Origin of the sequence: Streptomyces sp. NPDC088157 (assembly GCF_044741545.1) — a bacterium.
Lineage (GTDB): Bacteria > Actinomycetota > Actinomycetes > Streptomycetales > Streptomycetaceae > Streptomyces.
Window position 1 is genome coordinate 933,124 of the sequence record NZ_JBIUSU010000001.1, and the last position, 18,135, is coordinate 951,258.

An 18,135-nucleotide genomic window follows, 5' to 3' on the forward strand; every position below is an offset into this window, starting at 1 on the left:
TGGTCCCGGCCGGGCTCGCGTGGGGTGGCGGAGTGTGGGGGCTGGGAGCGGGGATCCGCGTGGCTTGCGGTGGCGCGGGGTCTACGGTTCCTTCGTCTCCGACTCCAGGCGGGTTCGGGTCAGTTGCCCGTACACGCCCAGACCGTCGTCCGTAGTCCCCCTGGAATACTGGTAGTTGCGCAGCGCGTCCTCGACCTCGCCGCTGAACGTGCCGCTGGCCTCGCCGTTGTAGAGGAACAACTGGCGCAGGCGCAGCTGGAGTTCGGTCACCTCGGCGCCCTTGTCGCCGCGTCGCAGGACGACCGGCTCGGTGGAGTCGTCCTGGTTGTCGGCACCGTTCCCGGGCGCCAGGGAGCCGGTCACCCGGGCGGTCGGCGTGGCCGTCCGCCCGGCCTCGGCCGACGGGGACGCCGAGGGCGAGGCGCTCGACTCCGACGCGGAGGGCGACGGGCTCTCGCTCTCGGACGGCGACGGCGAGGCCTCGGACGCCGACGGGGACGGGGAACGGCTCGCCGACGCGGACGTGGAGGGCGCGCTGGTCGAGGCGTCGGGCACGGCCGCCCGCACGTCCTCGGGGGCGGCCCCGTCGCGCGTCGGCTTCTCGTAGGAGAACAGCCCGGAGGCGAACCCGGCGGCCGCCACCACGGCCACGGCGGCGGCCGCCGCCGCCACCAGCAGCGTGCGGCGACGGCGCGGGCGGTGCGGTTCCTCGTCGCCGGGGTGCGCGGAGTCGACGTCCGCCGCCTCGAACAGGCTCAGGTCGGTGGTGCTGGGCTCGGAGGCGGACCGCGCCAGGGGAGTGGGCAGCGCCACCGTCATGTCCGGCGTCGGGCCGGCGGGGTCCACGGCACGCAGGGGCATGGTCGCGTCGGCAGGCACGAACGGCGCGGACGCCACGGACGGAGCGGCCGGAACGGTCGGCAGCGGCATGGTCACGTCGGCCGCACCGGCGGAGCCCTGTGCCTCGCCCCCGGGCGGGCCCGTGAACTCGCCCCCGGGCCGGCCGGTGAACTCACCGGCGGGCCCGCTCCCGGACTGGGAGGCGGGCCTGTTCCCCAATCCGTCCGCGGGTACGCCCCCGAACCCGTCCGCGGGCCTGTTCCCGAACCCGTCCGCGGGTACGCCCCCGAAGCCGTCCGCGGGCGCACTCTCGAACTCGCTTCCGGACTCGTTGCCGAACTCGACGTAGGGCCGTATCCGCAACGGATCGAAGTCCTCCGCGGCGGCCGCCTCCGTCGTGCGCGTGTCGCGCAGGTTCTCGGAGGCACGCCGGGCGCAGGCGCAGGACGGGGTGTTGTCGAGCGCGCGGAGCGCCCCGCACTCCGGGCACGGCAGTCCCTGCTGCCCCGAGCGCCCCTGGTGCCCCGTCGGATCGATCACGTGTTCGCCCCTCCCCATTCAAACTCCAGAGATTATGCAGATCCTCCACACACCCCGCCGTCCGGGACCCCCGGAATGTCGGATTCCGTCAGGTCGTAAGAGGACTCAAGAGGCCATAACCGGTCACACCGATCACGATGGAAAGGGTCACCAGAGCCTCAGGAGGCATCCATGGTCTTGGACGCGCAGAGCAGGGCGGCGGATCCGCGCGACGAACACGTGTCCGGAAACGTCCTCGTCTCGATCGGCGCCCTGCTGCTCGGCATGCTGCTCGCCGCCCTGGACCAGACGATCGTGTCGACCGCCCTGCCCACGATCGTCAGCGAGCTCGGTGGTATGGAGCACCTGTCGTGGGTGGTCACCGCATACCTGCTGGCGTCGACGGCCGCGACCCCGCTGTGGGGCAAACTCGGTGACCAGTACGGGCGCAAGAGGCTCTTCCAGACCGCGATCGTCATCTTCCTGATCGGTTCGGCGCTGTGCGGAATGGCGCAAAACATGCCACAGCTGATCGCCTTCCGAGCGGTCCAGGGACTGGGCGGCGGCGGGCTGATGGTGCTGTCGATGGCGATCGTCGGCGACATCGTCCCGCCCCGCGACCGCGGCCGCTACCAGGGCCTGTTCGGCGCGGTGTTCGGCGCCACGAGTGTCCTCGGCCCGCTGCTGGGCGGCCTGTTCACCGAGCACCTGAGCTGGCGCTGGGTCTTCTACGTCAACCTGCCCGTCGGCGTCGTCGCCCTCGCCGTCATCGCGACGGTCCTGCACATTCCGCGCAGGTCCATGAAGCACGTCATCGACTACCTCGGCACCGTCCTCATCGCCGCCGTCGCCACCTGTCTGGTCCTGGTGGCCTCCCTCGGCGGCACCACGTGGGGCTGGGGCTCGCCGCAGATCGTCGGCCTGGCGGTGCTCGGCGTGCTCCTGGCCGTGGCGTTCGTGGCCGTGGAGCGGCGGGCGGCCGAACCCGTGCTCCCCCTCAAGCTGTTCCGCATCCGCACCTTCACCCTCTCCGCCGTGATCAGCTTCATCGTCGGCTTCGCGATGTTCGGCGCGATGACGTACCTCCCGACCTTCCTCCAGGTGGTGCAGGGCGTCTCGCCGACCCTGTCCGGCGTGCACATGCTGCCGATGGTGGCGGGCCTGCTGCTGTCGTCCACCGTCTCCGGACAGATCGTCAGCCGGACCGGCCGCTGGAAGGTGTTCCCGATCGTCGGCACCGGCGTCACCACCCTCGGCCTGCTCCTCCTGCACCAGCTCGACGAGCACAGCTCCACGGGCGTGATGAGTGCCTGCTTCTTCGTCTTCGGCCTCGGTCTCGGCCTCGTCATGCAGGTGCTGGTGCTGATCGTGCAGAACGCCGTCGCGTACGAGGATCTCGGCGTCGCCACCTCCGGCGCGACCTTCTTCCGCTCGATCGGGGCCTCCTTCGGCGTCGCGATCTTCGGCACGGTCTTCTCGGGCCGCCTCGGCGACAAGCTGACGGACGCCTTCCGAGGCGTGAGCCTCCCGTCCGGGGTGTCGGTGGACGGTCTCGAGTCCGACCCGCGCGGCATCGCCGAGTTGTCGTCCACCCTGCGGCCACAGGCCCTGCACGCGTACGCGTCCGCCATCACCGACGTCTTCCTGTACGCGGCCCCCGTCGCCCTCGTCGGCTTCGTCCTGGCCTGGTTCCTCAAGGAGGACCCGCTGCGCGGCTCGGTCACCGCGCCCGATGTGACGGAGACCCTCGCCAGCAACCCGGTGGAACGGTCCTCGTACGACGAGGTGTGCCGGGCGCTGTCCGTCCTCGGTACCCGTGAGGGCCGCCGCGAGGTCTACCGGAAGATCACCGCCCGGGCCGGCCAGGATCTCCTTCCGGCGTCGAGCTGGCTGCTGCTGCGGATCAAGCGCTGCGGCAGTGTCGAGCCGGCGATGCTGGCCGAGCGCAGCACCGTCCCGCTGCCGGCGGTCATCGAGGCCGTCCGCCAGGTCGAGGGACGCGGGCTCGCCGCGCGCGAGGGCCTCGACATGGTGCTGACCGACCAGGGCCGCGAGGTCGTCGAACGGCTCGCCGAGGTACGCGAGGAGTCGCTGGCCGAGCTGCTCGGCGACTGGTGGGGCCCGGACCGGCCCACCGACCTGATCCAGCTCGTCAAGGAGCTGAACAGCGAGCTGTGCGGCTCGGACCGGGAGCAGCCGCACAGCGGGCGCGTGGTGCCCGACCACCGGCTCAGCTGAGGTCCTGGCCGTCGAGCGACCTGCCGAACCAGTGGTCGGCGTACGGGTCGTCGTTGTGCGGTTCGGTCTCCGTGTAGCCCAGCCCGGCGTACAGGGCGCGGGCCTCGACCAGGTCGCCGCGGGTGTCGAGGACCATCCGGGTGGCGCCGAGCGCGCGGGCGGCGTCCTCGGCACCCCGGACGAGCAGCGCGGCGCCCCCCTTGCCGCGCAGCCCCTCCCGGACGAACACCCGGGTCAGCTCGGCCGTCGTGGCGTCCAACAGCCGGACACCGGCGGTGCCGGCCGGCGCGCCCCCGTACCGCCCGACGAGCAACTGCCCGAGAGGCGGGGCGAGTTCGGCGCCGGAGTGGGCTGCGATCTGCCGCTCCAGCTCGACCGGGTCGGTCCGGCGTCCCTCGTGCAGCAGGTAGTAGCGGTCGCTGACCTCGGTGTAGTACGCCCGCCAGAGCGCGCGAGCGTCCGGGGCGTCGAAGGGTTCGGCGGTGATGGTCCAGATCGGCGACGTCGTCATGGGCGGCATTCTCCGAAGGCGGCCCGGCGGGCGCGCAACCGAATAAGGGTGGACAATACCGCGGGCCGTTTGGACGGGGCCGTCCGGGCAACCCGCATCGGGAACCGGCCCGTGGGGCCGACACACCGGAAGGCAAGGCATGTCCACAGGAGTGATCATCGCTCTGATCGTGGTCGTGGCGGCCGTCATCGCCGTCGCGGCCGTCCTGGCCGTGCGGGCCCGCGGCCCGCACGGAGGACACGGTCTGAAGCGCCGCTTCGGGCCCGAGTACGACCGTGCCGTCGCCCGCCACGACGGGGACGTCAAGGCTGCCGAGCGGGAGCTCGACACCCTCGTGGAGCGGCACGGCGGGCTGCGCGAGCGCCCGCTGGAGCCCGCCGAGCGCGAGCGGTTCGAGGCCCGCTGGACGGCAGCCCAGGAGCGGTTCGTCGACTCGCCCCGGGAAGCGGTCGTCGAGGCGGACCAGCTGCTCGCCGAGGTGGCGGGCGCCCGGGGCTTCCCGGACGGCGGCCAGTACGAGGAGCAGCTCGGCGCCCTCTCCGTCCACCACCCGAACCAGGTCCACGGCTACCGCCGCATCCACCGCGTCGCACGCGTCCGCGCCACCGGCGACGGTACGCGGGACACGGGCACGGCCGTGTCCGGCACGGGCGACGGCCGCGCCCCCGGCACGGAGGACATGCGCTCCGCCATGGTCGAGGCCCGCGCCCTCTTCGACGACCTCCTCGGCCACGCCGACCACGAGCCCGGCCGCCGACACGCGCAGGAGCGCGGGCAGAGCGTGAGCCAGGACGGTTCGCGCTCCGGCCACCACCTGCCGCGGGGCTTCCACCGGCACCAGGCGAAGGAGGGCTGACCGCCATGCGTGACGTGACACCGAACACGACACCCGACGTGACACCGCCGGCGACACCGCACACGGGCGCCGACCCGGAGAACCGCCGGCCGGACGACGACCGTGCCCGCGCCGCGAAGCGCGCCGAGACCGTGTCCGCCGCAGAGGCCGCACGGTCCCGCGAGGCCGACCGGCACGGTGAGACCGACGTCCGTGGCGAGGCCGTACCCACCCGTGGAGCCGGACGGTCCGACGCCGCCGGGCTCCGTGGCGCGGGTGGCTCGACCGATCGGGCCGCACGGTCCGGCGACGGGGTGTCGCCGGACGGAGCCGCCCCCTCCGGTGAGGCCGTCCTCCCGGGCGAGAAGGGCCGGACGTCGTCGACGGAGCCTCGCGGTACGACAGCCCTGGGTGGGCCGACGCGGTCCGGAGCGGGTACGGATGCGGGCTTCGACCGGGCAACGCGCGGTTCCGGGGCCGGTTCCGAACGGAGTGCCGGGGACGGGCTCCCCGCTTCCGGCGAGGTCGGGACGCCGCTCCGGCACCGGGACCCGGTGCCCGCCGACACCGACACCGTCGCGGGCCGGGTACCGACGACAGCCGCCGCCGAGCCCGGCGGACACGGCACGTCCCTTCTGCCGGTCGACGAGTGCGACCGCATCGCCTCACGCATGCGGCACGCGGTCGTCGGGTTCGTCGACGGTCCGCGGGACGCCGTGGCGGAGGCCGACCAAGTGCTGGAGGAACTCGCCGCACGCTTCACGGACGCGGTGGACCGGCGGCGCCGCACCCTGCGCGGGTCCTGGCATTCGTCGGAGGGCGCGAGGGACGGCAAGGACGGCAAGGACCGGGCGACGACGGCCGCGACGACCGTCGACACCGAGCAACTCCGCCTGGCCCTGCGGGACTACCGCGAACTGACGGAGCGGCTGCTACACCTCTGACGTCCCGGCTCCCTCGGACCCGTCGGTCACCTCTCCTCGGGAGCCCTCGGCCCGGAAGGGCGCGCCCTGCAGCGCGGCGCGCCCGGCCGGGGCGACCGCTGACCCATCGGTCACCTCAAGACCCACCGGCGGTCACCTCCGACCACCGGTCTCCTCGGACCCACCGGCGGTCACCTCCGACCACCGGTCTCCTCGGACCCACCGGCGGTCACCTCCGACCACCGGTCTCCTCGGACCCACCGGTCCCTTTGGGTCCATCGGGCTTTCCAGCCGTCGCCCGGCGCTCCCGCCACTCCCGTACGACCGCTTCGACGTCGTACGGCTTCATGCCCAGCGGGGGGCCGGGCGGCGGCTTGAACATCATGTCGCGCAGTTTGACGTTGACGTCCGTGACGATCTTCCGGACAAGGCGTTCCGAAGGCGCCGCGTACGCCGCCGCGAGCGCGTCCTCCGCCTCCTTGCGCAGCGCGAGCGCCGGTGGCAGCACGGAGAGGCCCTCACGGGCCATCTTCCGTTTGATCCACCACAGTTCGTCGTACGCGGTGTCCGTGATCTCCGGCAACGGCCTTCCCTTGCCCGGGAGTTGCGCGAACTCCCCGCGCTGCTCCGCGTCACGGATCTGCTTGTCGACCCAGGACTCGAACGGGACACCCGGTGGCTTTCGCTCGGTCATGCGTCCATTGTGCCGGACGCGGTGGGGCCGGGCGATTTATCATGCGGCCGCTGTACAAGCACACTTAGGACCCAGGACGCCGACAGGCATGTCAAAGACACCTCAAGGGGAGCGCACGTGCTCGAACTCACCATGGCCACCGTCTCGGGGACGGAAGAGGGCGCCACGGCCGGCATGCTGATGGCCGACTCGCCCAGCGACCCGGGTGCCGTGCTTCGGGTGGGCCGTGACAAGTCCGTGTGTCGCCTCGCGACCCCCGACGACTGGCTGTTCGTCTCCCGGGTGCACCTGGAGTTCCTGTGCGGCCCCGAGGGCACCTGGCAGGTCTCCTGGCTGCGCGGCTCGCAGGACGAGCCGTCCTCCGAGGTGCGGGTGGTCTCCGGCGCGTACACGGAGCCGCTCGCGTACGGCGGGACCATGCCGCTGGCGCGCGGCGGCTCCGGCGAGATCATCGTCCTCGATCGCACCGGGCCGCGCAGCGTCAACGTGGGCTTCTACCACGAGGCGTGACAGCCTCCCGGGCCTCCGGGGGAGTGCAACGTCGCCCCCGGGGGGCGGGGGAGGGCTGTGCGGCTATGCCAGCACGCGCGCCAGCGCGAAGCCGTCGTAGCCCTTCGCCCCCACGGTCTGGATGGCCGTGCCGCTCAGCCGTGGGTGCGAGCCGATCAGTTCGATCGCGGCGCGGGTGCCGAGCACGTCCCCCGTGTCGCTGTCCGAGTCCACGACATGGCCGCCCCGCACGACGTTGTCGACGACGATCAGACTGCCCACGCTCGTGAGTTTCAGCGCCCACTCCAGGTAGCCGGCGTTGTTGACCTTGTCGGCGTCGATGAAGACGAGGTCGAACGGGGGCGGGTTCTCGTCGGCGAGCAGCGGCAGGGACTCCAGGGCCGGCCCGATCCGCACCTCGACCAGCTTGTCCAGGCCCGCGCGGGCGATGTTGCGGTTGGCGACCTCCGCGTACCGGGGGTCGTACTCCAGCGAGATGAGCCGGCCGTCGGCCGGGAGGGCGCGGGCCAGCCAGATCGTGCTGTATCCGCCGAGCGTGCCGATCTCCAGGATCGTCCGGGCCCCCTGGATCTCGGCGAGCAGCTGGAGCAGCTTGCCCTGGTTCGCCGTGACGTTGATGTGTGGCAGCCCGGCGGCCTCGCTGTCGCGCAGCGCGGCCGTCGTCACCTCGTCGTCCGGGGCGAGATGGTCGGTGAAGTAGGCGTCGACGGCGTCCCAGGCCTGCGACTCGCTCATGCGCTCTGCCTCTCGTGAACCTGACATTTCCGGCGGCTTGTCTGGTTAGGAATGCTAAGTCGAGCCGCACGGGTCTTTGGCCGAGGCTTTCAGCCGTTCGGCGCAGAGGGCCCGGCGGGAGGCGCCAACGGTGCGGAAGGCGCGGTGCGGGGCGTAGGGGAAACGGCGGGCGTGGGGGGAGTGGGGCGTGCGGAAGGCATGGGCGGCGTCCGGGGCGGCCCGGGCGGCTTCGGCGGAACGGAGGACACGGAAGACCCGGGAGGAGCAGCGGCGGAGGCGGGCGGTCGCCCGGGCCGGGGCGGAACGCGCCCCACGAACGGCGGCCGTGTCGGCACGGGAGGCGCGCCGAGCGTGTCGGGCACGGCGGGCACAGCGGGTGCAGAGGGCACAGCGGGCACACCAGGCACAGGAGGCACGGGAGGCGCAGGTGATGCCGGGGCCCCGGGGGCCGCAGCCGGCGCTTTCGGCGGGTTCGGCGGGCTCAGCGGGCTCGGCGGAGCCCAAGTCCCCGCCTCCGCCCAAGTCCCCGCCTCCGCCCAAGTCCCCGCCCAAGTCCCCGCCTCCGCCCTCACTCCCGTTCCCGTGGCGGTCGCAGGCTGGAATCCCGATGCGTGGCGAGGTCTCGGCAGGCTCGCGCGGCGGGCGCGGCCCCAGCGCACGCCCAGGACGACCGCGACCGTGTTCAGGACGGCCAGTCCGCCGACGATCGTCAGCAGCCACACCGGGATCCCGGCCAGCGCGAGCAGCCGGTCCTCGTAGATCACCTGCCGGTAGGCGGTGTCCGCCGCCGCCCGGCGCAGTTCGTGGTCCCCGGAGATCTCCGGAGGTCGCGGGAACTCCTGTGCGACGGCCGTCAGGAACGGTGTGCCCTCCGCCAGCGCGGCCAGCGGCCCCGTCGCCCTGCCGACCGGCCCCGCGAACGTCACCCGGGGCCGCTCGCCGCCGATCCGCGAGACCGGTTCCATGCGGTGGGCGGCCAGGACGTACAGACCGAGCGACTGCGGTGTGGCCGCCAGCCGGGACAGCCGCATCGGGTAGACGAGGGAGTCGGCGGCAAAGCTGAGGTGCAGCGGTTCCAGCTCGCCGCGCAGCGCCGTACCGGTGTTCTCGGGGGCCAGCCGGACCGCCACGTACTCCCAGCGCCGGTCGACGTACGGCTGGAGCGCGGTCTCGAGGCGGGCGGGAAGGGCGAAGTCGTTGGTGCGCAGCCAGTCGTCCAGAGCGGACGGGTCGGTGGCGGTGAGCCGGGCCACCTCGAACGGGCCGAGCCGCTCGCGTCCGATCACGCCGACGCCGAGCCCCGCCCCGGGAGGCGGCGGGCCCGCCGCCTCGCCGCCCGTGGTCAGCGGCCAGTCCCCGTCCTGCGGCCAGAAGTGGTGGCGGGTGCGGTGGACGGGGGCCGTGGCCGTGGCCAGCTGGTCGAAGAGCTCGGGATCGCCGAGCTCCACCGTCGCCCGGTGCGGCACGGGCATGATCCAGGCGGCCCGCTCGGCGTCCCCGGCGACCGTCAGACGCATCACGATCTGTTCCCGCGCGCCGTCCCAGCGCACGACGGAGACCTCCCGGCCGACCGCGACCTGCCGCAGGTCGCCCGGCAGCAGCGCACCGCAGCCGCAGGCGTAGGCCGGCGCGACGAGCGAGCCGAGCTGGATCGCCAGCAGAGCGAGCAGCACCGCCGTGACCCGCCCGCGTAACCGCGTCCGCCGCGCCTGCCGTCCCCGCAGGAAACCGACCATGCCTCGCATCCCCTCCAGCACTCTCCGTACCCGCCAGCGCGCATTGTGGTGGCTACGACGGTACGGCTGGAGGCCTCGTTCCGTTCGAGACCTGATCCAAATCCCGCCCCTCGGGCTCGTGGAGCGCCCGGTGTCCGGCGCCGCGGCCCGCCCGGAGTGCCGCGCCGTGGAAACGTCCGGGCCGTGGGACGACTATCGTCTTCCGGACAAAAGGGAGAGCGGACGTCAGGTGCAGCGGGTGGCCTGCGTCTGTGTCCTGGGGCTGTCCGCGCTTCATGGAGTGCGAGCGGGAGACCTTGCGCCGGACACGCGGGACCGACGGACCAACAGGGTTGGAGGCCGACGAGGCGTGGCGAATGCGGAGCACAGCGGGCCCCCCGCGGAGGCTTTCGGGCCGACGCCGGCCGACACGGCGAGGGCGCGTCTGCGCGCTGCCCGCCTCGGCCTCTGGCTGGTGGCGGCGGTCCTCGCCGTCCGCCAGCTGGCCGTCGTCCTGGGTACCCCGCGCGGAGAACGGCTGACGGACCTGGAGACCTGGGTCGGACCGAACGGCGTGCTGCACGTCAACGGTTCGCTCTACGACTCGACGCGCTTCACGGGCACGCCCTTCACCGGGCTCGTCCTCAAGCCCTTCACCCGGGCGGCCGAACAGGCCCTCGGCTGGGGCTGGACCTTCGGCACCCTGATACTGGTCGCCGCCCTGGGTCTCGTCCTGGCCCGCGCCCTGCCCCAGCCGGTGAACAGACGGACGGCCCTGCTGGCCTCGCCGGTCGCGAGCAGTCTGCTGATGCTGTCGCTGCCCATACGCAACGCCCTCTGGCTCGGCCAGACCAGCATCATCCCGGTGCTGCTGGTCATGCTCGGCTGCTTCGTCGTACGGGACTGGCGGGCCGCCGGCGTCCTGATCGGCCTGGCGGCCGCCCTCCAGCCCACGGTCCTGCTCTTCGCCGCGCTGCTCTGGTTCGCCGGCCGCCGGCGCGCCGCGGCCGCCGCGGGCGCATCGTTCGCCGCGGGCACCGCGCTCGCCTGGCTGGCGATGCCGCACGACTCGTACACCTACTGGGTGCACCACATGGCGGGCGTCGGTCTCGGCGGCGAGGCCGACGTGCTCGCCAACCAGTCCCTGCACGGCGCCCTGCTCCGCTTCGGCCTCTCCGGCCCGCTGGAGATCGGCCTGTCCCTGACGCTGGGCGCCGCCGTGGCCGCCCTGGGCGTCCGCAGGGCCGTCCGCTACGCCCGCGACGACCAGCTGCTCCTGGCGGTCGCCGTCACGGGCTGCGCGGCGATCGTCGTCTCGCCCACGACCTGGCAGCACCAGCTGCTGTGGGTCCTGCCCGCGATGGTGGGGCGGGTCGGCAGACGCGCGTCCAACCGCTATGTGTGGCCGGTGGCGGTGGTCCTGGTGATGACCCTCCCGGCGCAGATGATGCTGCCGCACAGGGCGGTCCTGTACCCCCTGCGGGACAACGCGGTGCTGCTGTTGGCCGTCGCCGCGGCCACGGCCCTCCCCTTCCTGCCGCGTACGTCCCCGTACTACCGCACGCCCGTCCCGGCCCAGTACGCGCAGCCGGCACCGACCCGCTGGAAGCGTGTACCGCTGCTCCCGTTCCTGAAGCGGGTCCCGACCCGGCCGAACCTCCTCCTCGAGCTGCTGCTGATCCGCGTGACGTACGCGGCGTACCAGCAGGTCAGGCTGGCGGCGACCGGCGGTACCAACTCCGGCGGACGCCCCCGGGCGGAGGAGCACGGCCAACAGATCCTGGACATCGAGCGGTTCCTGCACATCGACATCGAGCACTGGACCAACCACGCGGTGGTCAAGGTCGAGTGGCTACGGAACTTCTTCGACTTCTATTACGAGTCCCTCCACTTCGTGGTCCCGCTGTCGGTGCTGGCCCTCCTCTACTGGCGCCGCCCGGTCGACTACCGCTGGGCCCGCTCGTCCCTGGGCTTCGCGACCCTGCTGGCCCTGGTCGGTTTCTGGCTCTACCCGCTGGCCCCGCCCCGCCTGATGCCGAACCTGGGCGTCCTGGACACCGTGCACGGCGTCCAGGACTTCTCCAAGCCGGACTACGGCACGCTCACCTCGTTGACCAACCAGTACGCGGCGATGCCGTCCCTGCACTTCGGCTGGTCGCTGTGGTGCGGGCTGGTCATCGCGATCGTCGCCCCGAAGTGGTGGATGAAGGCCCTGGGCCTGCTGCACCCCCTCTTCACGGTCTCGGCGATCGTGGCGACCGGCAACCACTGGGTGCTGGACGCGGTCGGCGGCGCGGCGGTGGTGGGCGGCGGCTTCGGCCTGTCGTACCTGTTCATGGGACCGCGGGCACGGTTCACGACGGCGACGGCGACGGCGACGGCGGTGACGGTGGCCGAGCCGGGGTCGGCGCAGGGATCGAAGTCGGCGTCGGGATCGAAGTCGGGGTCGGGGTCGGGGCCGGGGTGGGCCGAGAAGGATTCGACACGGAGCGGTTGACCACCGTTCTCCTTCGGTCGTACCTCTCGGCCGATCATTCGTTTCTGGTCAGTCGCTCCTGCAGCCGGGCGTGTCGGAACTGGTAGACGGGACCCGTCGCCCGCAGCAGGTTGCGGCGGCGGGCGTCCTCCAGGAAGTGCATGAGCCGTACGGGGGTGCCCTCCTCGTAGTGGAGCTGTACGGCGGTGAGGGCGGTGGCGACGGCGAGGTTGCCGGCCAGGACCGAGGCGGCGCCGGTCCACAGCACAGCCGTGACGGCGAACATCGCGCCCAGCAGCGGGGACTGCGTCCAGGCCAGGATGGGCCCGATGTACAGGCCGAGGGCGACGCCGGTCAGCAGGCCCAGGAAGAGACGCAGCCCCAGGTGGTGCCGCCACACCTCACGTGGACTCACCGACCGGGTGTCCACCACCGGAGGCCGGGCCCACCCCTCACGCACCTTGTCGTAGCGCCCCGAGCCCACCGAGAGGAAGGGAGCGCGGGAGACGATCTCGTAGCCCCGCCCCGTGACCAGCACCTCGCTGAAGCCGAGCGGCAGCGTGACCAGGTACCAGAGCCAGAACGGCGGGGCTTCGCCGTTCAGCAGGGGGACCATCCAGCAGAGCAGGGGGATCAAACAGCAGAGCCCGGTGCCCACGAAAAGCCACTGCCCGATGCCCGACAGAACCGTCTCCCGGGTGAATATGTCGCGTCGGCCCGCGCTCGACAGCGGCTGCGGCACGCTGATCTCCGCGACCCGGCGGGCGATCCCGTAGCCGCCCGCGATCGCCGCGAGGGGACTGCTCACCGCTGTCAGGAGGGTCGGGCTCAGGCTCCAGGCCATGATCACGCCGGGTGATCCGCACACCACCGCGGAGACGATGCACACGGCGATCATCCGGGGACGGTGGCCCGTCCAGCCGGGAACGTGCCACCAACGCAGATCGCGCGTGCCCTCCCGGGACAGCCGGGAGGCGATGTACCTAAGCGTGCGTTCGGCCGTTCTGACGGAATAGCGCGGGCGGGGGTGTCCGGGGCGCCGGGTGTAGGCGGCGACGACCGCGTGATCGAGGAGATGGTTCTCGACCGCGGAGGGAGTGGGAAAGCGGGTGGGGTCGAGGAGTTCGTCGACGGGGTCGTCGTCGCCGTAGACGTCACGGAGCAGGGCGATGGCGAGCGGGCCGGCCAGGGCGGCGGCGAGCGGGCCGGTCTCCGTGAGGAGCCGCCCGGTCAGTTCCCGCCAGGCGGGGGACGGAGTGGAGGGCAGCCGGTTCAGCAGATATCCGGCCGCGTCGGCGGGGCGGACCGGCTGGATCTCCACGGCGAGAGCGCCGCCCAGCCGCGCCTTCTTCGCGGTGAGCACGGCTTCCCTGGCCCGGGACACCAGCACCAGCCGGAAGGGCGCCGTCTCCAGGGCGCTGACCATGGCCCCGCGCAGTTTGCCGGTGACCTCGTCGAGGCCGTCGAGGAAGAGGGAGAGACGTCCCTGTTCGAGCAACCGCCGGGCACGGGCGCGTCCGTTGCTCCCATGGAAGAGGGTGTACTCGCGGGTGAGCCGGTCGGCGGCCCAGTCGGTGGCGGTCTCCTCGGCGGGATTCCACCCGTCGAGGGAGAGCAGTACGGGGACGGGCACGCGGGCCCGGTCGGCGGGCAGGGCCTGCGCGGCCCGGTGGGCGAGCGCGTCGAGGAGCAGCAGCACGGCGGCGGCGGTCTTGCCCGCCGCCGGCGGCCCGACGACCAGCAGCCGCCCGGAGGCCAACCCGCCATAGACAGCGTGCAGTTCGGGCAGCCCGCCACCGTCGCGGAGCTGGGCCCGGCCGACCGGTCCGAGACCCGGCAAGGGCCCGAACCGCGCCCGGGCCGCCCCCTCCGCCGTGGCCCCGCCGACCCGCCCCGCCACCTTCCGCTCACTCATCCGCCACCGCACCGGCAGCGGCGCGGGCTCGAGCAGCCGCCGCAGCCCGGCCTCCTCCTGCCACTGCGCGCCGACGACCCGGGCGAGCTCGTCGGCGGTGGCGTCGAGGGGGTCTTCGGTGGCGGGGGCGGTGTGAGTGATGTGGTGATGGACGTTCAGGAGGTTGTGATTCCCGGCCTGGAAGGCGGTGGGCCCGTGAAAGGAGTTCCCCGAGACGGAGTTCCCGGAGACCGGGTTCCCCGAGACGGAGTTCCCGGAGGCGGAGTCCCTCTCGCCACGGTCGGACTCTGCGCTGCCGGGATCGGTCATCTACCGGACCCGGACCCGGACCCGGACCCGGACCCGAAGTGGTTCTCCTGCCGGTTGTGATCGCCGGTCTGGACGGCGGTGGGCCCGTGGAAGGTGTTGCCGCTGACGGCGCCCCCGCGAGGCTGACCGTCACCGCTGCCGAACTCCCTCGTCAGCTCGACGAGTTGCTCGACTAGCCGCTCCCGCTCCGGGCCCCCGAGGGACTCGAAGACGGACGCGAACTCCCCCTGCCACAAGACCGCGTGCACGGCCCGCACCCGTTCCCGGTCACCCTCGTCGACGGCGTCCAGCACGGCGGCGGTCCGATCGAGCCGCGCGAGCGCCTCACGCTCGGCTTCGGCGTCCCCCCGCCCGACGAGACGGGCACACCGCACCCGGAACCAGGCCCAACTGTCCGCCCCGGCCGCCTGCACGACGGCCATCCCCCCACCGGCCGCAGCCGCGGTCAACGCCTCGCTCAGCATGTTCCGTCCCCTCCCCGGCCCGCTGAGTGCGCGCACGGAACAAAACGCATGGTACAGAGGGCAGTTGGGGGTTATGGAGCGTTCTGATCACCGGGAGGGGAGAATCACGGGATGGTCGGGAACACGAGGGTGAGGAACGCGAGGGTGTGGTTGGTGCGGCGAACGCCGCTGTTCTGGCTGATGCTCTCGGGGCTGTCGTATGTGGGGCTGTTCATCACGTGGTTCTGGGGAGTGTGGTCCGGCGGCCTGGACGTGGCGGAGACCTGCACGCTTCTGAGGGGTCAGAAGTACGACTACGCCTACCGCGCGGAGCACTGGCGCGAGCCGACGCGGGCGTTCCCGCTGCACAACAAGTGCAACGCCTCGTACGACCTCGTCCCGGCCTGGATCAACCCCGCACTCGTCCTCTTCGCCGCCATAGCCGTGGGCAGCCTGCTCGCAGCCGTCTGCACGACGGTCGTCTGGGTCCGGAGGTTCTGGCGGAGGCGGAGGGACCGACAGTTGACCGCGAACGGCGTCGCGGGGCATGACGGCACCTCTGTAGTGGTCAGAGGGAAGAGGAGGGGCGGTCATGGGGGGATGGCTGGGAAGGTGCTGCTGACGGTTGATCGTCGACGGGTTCGTCATCTGTCGGACTCTGCGCGTCCATGAAGGATGACGGTTCCGCACTCGAACCACACCGTCTTCCCGTCCCCAGGTGCCGGCGACACGCCCCACTTGTCGACCAGCGCGTCCAGCAGGAACAGGCCCCGGCGGCCTTCCGACTCCGGCTGCAACTCCGCCGGGGTCGGGAGGAGTTCGCCGTAGGCGTCGGTCACCTCCGCTCTGACCCCCGTCGGCTGCTTCAGCAGCAGCAGCGTGCAGCGGCTGTCCGGGACGTGGCGGACCACGTTGGCGATCAGTTCCGTCAGGGCCAGCTCTACCGAGTCCGTCAGGTGTCGCAGCTCCCAGTTCTCCAGGTGCATGCGGGCGATTCGGCGGATGTGGCGGGCCGAGTGTTCGCCGACCCTGAGGGTCATGCGGTACTGCGTGGGGACGGGGGAGGCGTAGATCGAGGGGAAGTATCCGTTCACGGTACGAGGGTGACCTGCGTCAACTACTCTGGGCTACCCGGTGGATACAACCAGTTGTTCCGTGGGAGGTCCTGCGTGACCCATATCAACGTCCTGGATCCCGGCGCCTCGCCGCTCGACTACTACGGGTTCGAGCTGCGGCGGTTGCGGGAGGCGGCTGACCTCACGCAGCGGCAGCTCGGGGACATCCTCAATTACACGGGCTCGCTGGTTGGGCAGGTCGAGACCGCCCGGAAGGTGCCCACCCCGGAGTTCAGTGAGCGGGTGGATGCCGCTCTCGGGACCGGTGGTCTCTTTTCACGGCTTGTGGAGCTCGTGCTTCGTTCTCAACTTCCGTCCTGGTTTCAGCAGGTGGGGGAGTTGGAGGCGCGCGCCGTCGAGATCTGCTCTTTCCAGACTCATATGATCCTCGGCCTTCTCCAGACCGGCGCGTATGCGCGTGCGGTGCTAGGCGCGCTGGACCGGAGCAACCTCGATGACCGCACCGCAGTGCGCATGGCCCGCCAGCGCATCTTCGAGAAGAAGGAACCGCCGGTCTTCTGGGCCGTCCTCAGCGAGGGCGCGCTTCATCAGGAGATCGGTGGCCGGGACACCATGCGCGGCCAACTGGCGCACCTGTTGGCTTTCGAGGACGACGCCCGCGTCAACATCCAGATCCTGCCGTTCACGGCCGGAGTGCACGTAGGACTTCAAGGCTCGTTCAACATCTACCGCTTCGTCGGCGACCCGACCATTGTCTACACCGAGGGGTACGGCAGTGGGCATCCCAGCGCCAACCCGGACACGGTCAAAGACTGCTCGCTCCGTTACGATCACCTTCGGGCCGCTGCCCTCTCCCTCAGGGACTCGGCGGATCTGATCCGGCGCGTAATGGAGGAACGTTATGGAGTACCACTGGCGTAAGTCCAGCTACAGCGGTGACCAGGGCGGTCAGTGCGTCGAGATTGCCGACACCCCCACCGCAACCATCGCCATCCGTGACTCCAAGACCCCGGCGGGCCCGATCCTCACCGTCGAACCCGCCGCGTTCTCGACGTTCCTCGCCTGGACCGGCGGTGGCGTTACAGCCGCTGAATGATCGTCCCCGTCGCCAGTGCGCCGCCCGCGCACATGGTGATCAGGGCGAACTCCTTGTCGGTGCGCTCCAGTTCGTGCAGCGCCGTGGTGATGAGGCGGGCTCCCGTCGCGCCGACCGGGTGGCCGAGGGCGATCGCGCCTCCGTTGACGTTGACCTTGGACAGGTCCGCCTCGAAGACCTTCGCCCAGCTCAACACCACCGACGCGAAGGCCTCGTTGATCTCGACGAGGTCGATGTCCTTCAGGGACATGCCCGCCTTGCCGAGGACGGCGCGGGTTGCGTCGATCGGGCCGTCGAGGTGGAAGTGCGGGTCCGCGCCCACCAGCGCCTGGGCGACGATGCGCGCCCTCGGCTTCAGCTTCAGGGCGCGGGCCATCCGCTTCGACGCCCACATGATCGCCGCCGCGCCGTCCGATATCTGCGACGAGTTGCCGGCCGTGTGGATCGCCGTCGGCATGACCGGCTTCAGGCGGGACAGGGCCTCCGGGGAGGTGTCCCGCAGGCCCTCGTCGCGGTCGACCAGGCGCCACATGCCCTGGCCGGTTGCCTGTTCCTCCTCCGTCGTCGGGACCTGGACGGCGAACGTCTCGCGCTTGAAGCGTTCCTCGGACCAGGCTGTCGCGGCTCTTTCCTGGGACAGCAGGCCGAGCCCGTCCACTTGCTCCCTCGTCAGGCCCCGGTGGCGCGCGATGCGTTCCGCCGCCTCGAACTGGTTCGGGAGGTCAACGTTCCACTCCTCCGGGAACGGCTTCCCGGGGCCGTGCTTGGAGCCCGAGCCGAGGGGGACGCGGGACATCGCCTCCACTCCGCAGCTGATGCCGACGTCGATCACGCCCGCCGCGATCATGTTCGCCGCCATGTGGCTCGCCTGCTGCGAGGAGCCGCACTGGCAGTCGACCGTCGTCGCCGCGGTCTCGTACGGGAGGCCCATCGTCAGCCATGCTGTTCTCGCCGGGTTCATGGACTGTTCGCCGGCGTGGGTCACCGTGCCGCCGACTATCTGTTCCACGGCGTCGGCGGGGATGCCGGTGCGGCCGAGTAGTTCGCGGTAGGTCTCGCCCAGGAGGTAGGCGGGGTGCAAGTTGGCCAGCGCGCCGCCGCGCTTGCCGATGGGGGTGCGGACTGCTTCCACGATCACGGGTTCGGCGGCCATGGGTGCGGATCCCTTCGGAACTAGTACGTGTTCTAGTTCTGCTGTGTGCAGTCTGCTTACGTGATGTGCGTCACCGCAAGGGTCTTGCAGCCTCGAGGGTCCTGAACTACCTTCTCGGCAATCTGTTTCTGATGAACCGTCAGATAG

At 71.7% G+C, this 18,135-nt stretch carries 17 protein-coding genes; 8 read left to right on the forward strand and 9 right to left on the reverse strand.

The features are described from left to right. Nucleotides 1–81: 81 nt before the first annotated feature. Nucleotides 82–1,380, reverse strand: a complete 1,299-nt coding sequence (locus ACIPFH_RS03940) for a peptidoglycan-binding protein (protein WP_401822786.1) — start codon at nucleotides 1,378–1,380, stop codon at nucleotides 82–84. Between the two features lie 171 nt (nucleotides 1,381–1,551). On the opposite strand from ACIPFH_RS03940, the gene ACIPFH_RS03945 reads away from it, so the two are divergent. Next, entirely contained in the window at nucleotides 1,552–3,597 is a 2,046-nt protein-coding gene (locus ACIPFH_RS03945) for an MFS transporter (protein WP_356247575.1), read from the forward strand. Here the strand turns inward: ACIPFH_RS03945 and ACIPFH_RS03950 are convergent. Then, on the reverse strand, nucleotides 3,590–4,108 hold the full coding sequence (locus ACIPFH_RS03950; protein WP_401822789.1) for a GNAT family N-acetyltransferase: 519 nt from the start codon (nucleotides 4,106–4,108) through the stop codon (nucleotides 3,590–3,592). The genes ACIPFH_RS03945 and ACIPFH_RS03950 overlap by 8 nt on opposite strands. A gap of 139 nt (nucleotides 4,109–4,247) precedes the next feature. Between ACIPFH_RS03950 and ACIPFH_RS03955 the strand changes: the two genes are divergently transcribed. Both ACIPFH_RS03955 and ACIPFH_RS03960 read left to right on the forward strand, forming a co-directional pair. Next, entirely contained in the window at nucleotides 4,248–4,964 is a 717-nt protein-coding gene (locus ACIPFH_RS03955) for a hypothetical protein (protein WP_401822791.1), read from the forward strand. Nucleotides 4,965–4,969: 5 nt separating this feature from the next. Next, complete coding sequence (locus ACIPFH_RS03960) at nucleotides 4,970–5,887, forward strand: hypothetical protein (protein ID WP_401822794.1); 918 nt, start codon at nucleotides 4,970–4,972, stop codon at nucleotides 5,885–5,887. 208 nt (nucleotides 5,888–6,095) lie between these two features. On the opposite strand, the gene ACIPFH_RS03965 is transcribed toward ACIPFH_RS03960, so the two are convergent. Next, nucleotides 6,096–6,560 carry a DUF1992 domain-containing protein gene (locus tag ACIPFH_RS03965; RefSeq protein WP_401822796.1) on the reverse strand — a complete coding sequence of 155 codons (465 nt, stop codon included), beginning with the start codon at nucleotides 6,558–6,560 and terminating at the stop codon, nucleotides 6,096–6,098. A 117-nt stretch (nucleotides 6,561–6,677) separates the two neighbouring features. Between ACIPFH_RS03965 and ACIPFH_RS03970 the strand changes: the two genes are divergently transcribed. Then, on the forward strand, nucleotides 6,678–7,070 hold the full coding sequence (locus ACIPFH_RS03970) for a hypothetical protein (protein ID WP_356261415.1): 393 nt from the start codon (nucleotides 6,678–6,680) through the stop codon (nucleotides 7,068–7,070). A gap of 63 nt (nucleotides 7,071–7,133) precedes the next feature. Here the strand turns inward: ACIPFH_RS03970 and ACIPFH_RS03975 are convergent, their stop codons facing one another. Continuing rightward, nucleotides 7,134–7,805, reverse strand: coding sequence for an O-methyltransferase (locus ACIPFH_RS03975; protein WP_401822799.1), 672 nt, complete (start codon nucleotides 7,803–7,805; stop codon nucleotides 7,134–7,136). An 89-nt stretch (nucleotides 7,806–7,894) separates the two neighbouring features. After that, nucleotides 7,895–9,550: a DUF2330 domain-containing protein gene (locus ACIPFH_RS03980; protein WP_401822802.1), complete on the reverse strand. Its 1,656-nt coding sequence runs from the start codon at nucleotides 9,548–9,550 to the stop codon at nucleotides 7,895–7,897. Between the two features lie 340 nt (nucleotides 9,551–9,890). Here ACIPFH_RS03980 and ACIPFH_RS03985 point away from each other — a divergent pair, with 340 nt between their 5' ends. After that, the gene (locus ACIPFH_RS03985; protein ID WP_401822805.1) at nucleotides 9,891–12,017 is read left to right on the forward strand and encodes a bifunctional glycosyltransferase 87/phosphatase PAP2 family protein; all 2,127 of its coding nucleotides are present in this window, start codon (nucleotides 9,891–9,893) and stop codon (nucleotides 12,015–12,017) included. A 34-nt stretch (nucleotides 12,018–12,051) separates the two neighbouring features. On the opposite strand, the gene ACIPFH_RS03990 is transcribed toward ACIPFH_RS03985, so the two are convergent. Together ACIPFH_RS03990 and ACIPFH_RS03995 are read right to left on the reverse strand one after the other, a co-directional pair. Further along, complete coding sequence (locus tag ACIPFH_RS03990; protein WP_401822808.1) at nucleotides 12,052–14,220, reverse strand: hypothetical protein; 2,169 nt, start codon at nucleotides 14,218–14,220, stop codon at nucleotides 12,052–12,054. Then, entirely contained in the window at nucleotides 14,217–14,684 is a 468-nt protein-coding gene (locus ACIPFH_RS03995; RefSeq protein WP_401822810.1) for a hypothetical protein, read from the reverse strand. The genes ACIPFH_RS03990 and ACIPFH_RS03995 overlap by 4 nt, the downstream gene beginning before the upstream one ends. A 111-nt stretch (nucleotides 14,685–14,795) precedes the next feature. On the opposite strand from ACIPFH_RS03995, the gene ACIPFH_RS04000 reads away from it, so the two are divergent. After that, nucleotides 14,796–15,335: a hypothetical protein gene (locus ACIPFH_RS04000; protein WP_401822813.1), complete on the forward strand. Its 540-nt coding sequence runs from the start codon at nucleotides 14,796–14,798 to the stop codon at nucleotides 15,333–15,335. Here the strand turns inward: ACIPFH_RS04000 and ACIPFH_RS04005 are convergent. Further along, nucleotides 15,308–15,757, reverse strand: a complete 450-nt coding sequence (locus tag ACIPFH_RS04005; RefSeq protein WP_401822816.1) for an ATP-binding protein — start codon at nucleotides 15,755–15,757, stop codon at nucleotides 15,308–15,310. The two genes, ACIPFH_RS04000 and ACIPFH_RS04005, sit on opposite strands and share 28 nt — an antisense overlap. Before the next feature lie 75 nt (nucleotides 15,758–15,832). Here ACIPFH_RS04005 and ACIPFH_RS04010 point away from each other — a divergent pair, with 75 nt between their 5' ends. Together ACIPFH_RS04010 and ACIPFH_RS04015 are read left to right on the forward strand one after the other, a co-directional pair. Next, nucleotides 15,833–16,660, forward strand: a complete 828-nt coding sequence (locus ACIPFH_RS04010) for a helix-turn-helix domain-containing protein (protein WP_401822819.1) — start codon at nucleotides 15,833–15,835, stop codon at nucleotides 16,658–16,660. After that, nucleotides 16,641–16,835, forward strand: a complete 195-nt coding sequence (locus tag ACIPFH_RS04015) for a DUF397 domain-containing protein (RefSeq protein WP_401822822.1) — start codon at nucleotides 16,641–16,643, stop codon at nucleotides 16,833–16,835. Before ACIPFH_RS04010 ends, ACIPFH_RS04015 begins: the two co-directional genes overlap by 20 nt. Here the strand turns inward: ACIPFH_RS04015 and ACIPFH_RS04020 are convergent. Continuing rightward, nucleotides 16,819–17,988, reverse strand: coding sequence for a steroid 3-ketoacyl-CoA thiolase (locus tag ACIPFH_RS04020; RefSeq protein WP_401822824.1), 1,170 nt, complete (start codon nucleotides 17,986–17,988; stop codon nucleotides 16,819–16,821). The genes ACIPFH_RS04015 and ACIPFH_RS04020 overlap by 17 nt on opposite strands. Between the last annotated feature and the right edge of the window lie 147 nt (nucleotides 17,989–18,135).

What these genes read in the sequence shown, in the direction of transcription:
- ACIPFH_RS03945 (WP_356247575.1), top strand. Translation starts at nt 1,552, where the DNA reads ATGGTCTTGGACGCGCAGAGCAGGGCGGCGGATCCGCGCGACGAACAC.
- ACIPFH_RS04015 (WP_401822822.1), top strand. Translation starts at nt 16,641, where the DNA reads ATGGAGTACCACTGGCGTAAGTCCAGCTACAGCGGTGACCAGGGCGGT.
- ACIPFH_RS03965 (WP_401822796.1), bottom strand. Translation starts at nt 6,560, where the DNA reads ATGACCGAGCGAAAGCCACCGGGTGTCCCGTTCGAGTCCTGGGTCGAC.
- ACIPFH_RS03995 (WP_401822810.1), bottom strand. Translation starts at nt 14,684, where the DNA reads ATGCTGAGCGAGGCGTTGACCGCGGCTGCGGCCGGTGGGGGGATGGCC.
- ACIPFH_RS03980 (WP_401822802.1), bottom strand. Translation starts at nt 9,550, where the DNA reads ATGCGAGGCATGGTCGGTTTCCTGCGGGGACGGCAGGCGCGGCGGACG.
- ACIPFH_RS03950 (WP_401822789.1), bottom strand. Translation starts at nt 4,108, where the DNA reads ATGACGACGTCGCCGATCTGGACCATCACCGCCGAACCCTTCGACGCC.
- ACIPFH_RS04000 (WP_401822813.1), top strand. Translation starts at nt 14,796, where the DNA reads ATGGTCGGGAACACGAGGGTGAGGAACGCGAGGGTGTGGTTGGTGCGG.
- ACIPFH_RS03955 (WP_401822791.1), top strand. Translation starts at nt 4,248, where the DNA reads ATGTCCACAGGAGTGATCATCGCTCTGATCGTGGTCGTGGCGGCCGTC.
- ACIPFH_RS03990 (WP_401822808.1), bottom strand. Translation starts at nt 14,220, where the DNA reads ATGACCGATCCCGGCAGCGCAGAGTCCGACCGTGGCGAGAGGGACTCC.
- ACIPFH_RS04020 (WP_401822824.1), bottom strand. Translation starts at nt 17,988, where the DNA reads ATGGCCGCCGAACCCGTGATCGTGGAAGCAGTCCGCACCCCCATCGGC.
- ACIPFH_RS03975 (WP_401822799.1), bottom strand. Translation starts at nt 7,805, where the DNA reads ATGAGCGAGTCGCAGGCCTGGGACGCCGTCGACGCCTACTTCACCGAC.
- ACIPFH_RS03960 (WP_401822794.1), top strand. Translation starts at nt 4,970, where the DNA reads ATGCGTGACGTGACACCGAACACGACACCCGACGTGACACCGCCGGCG.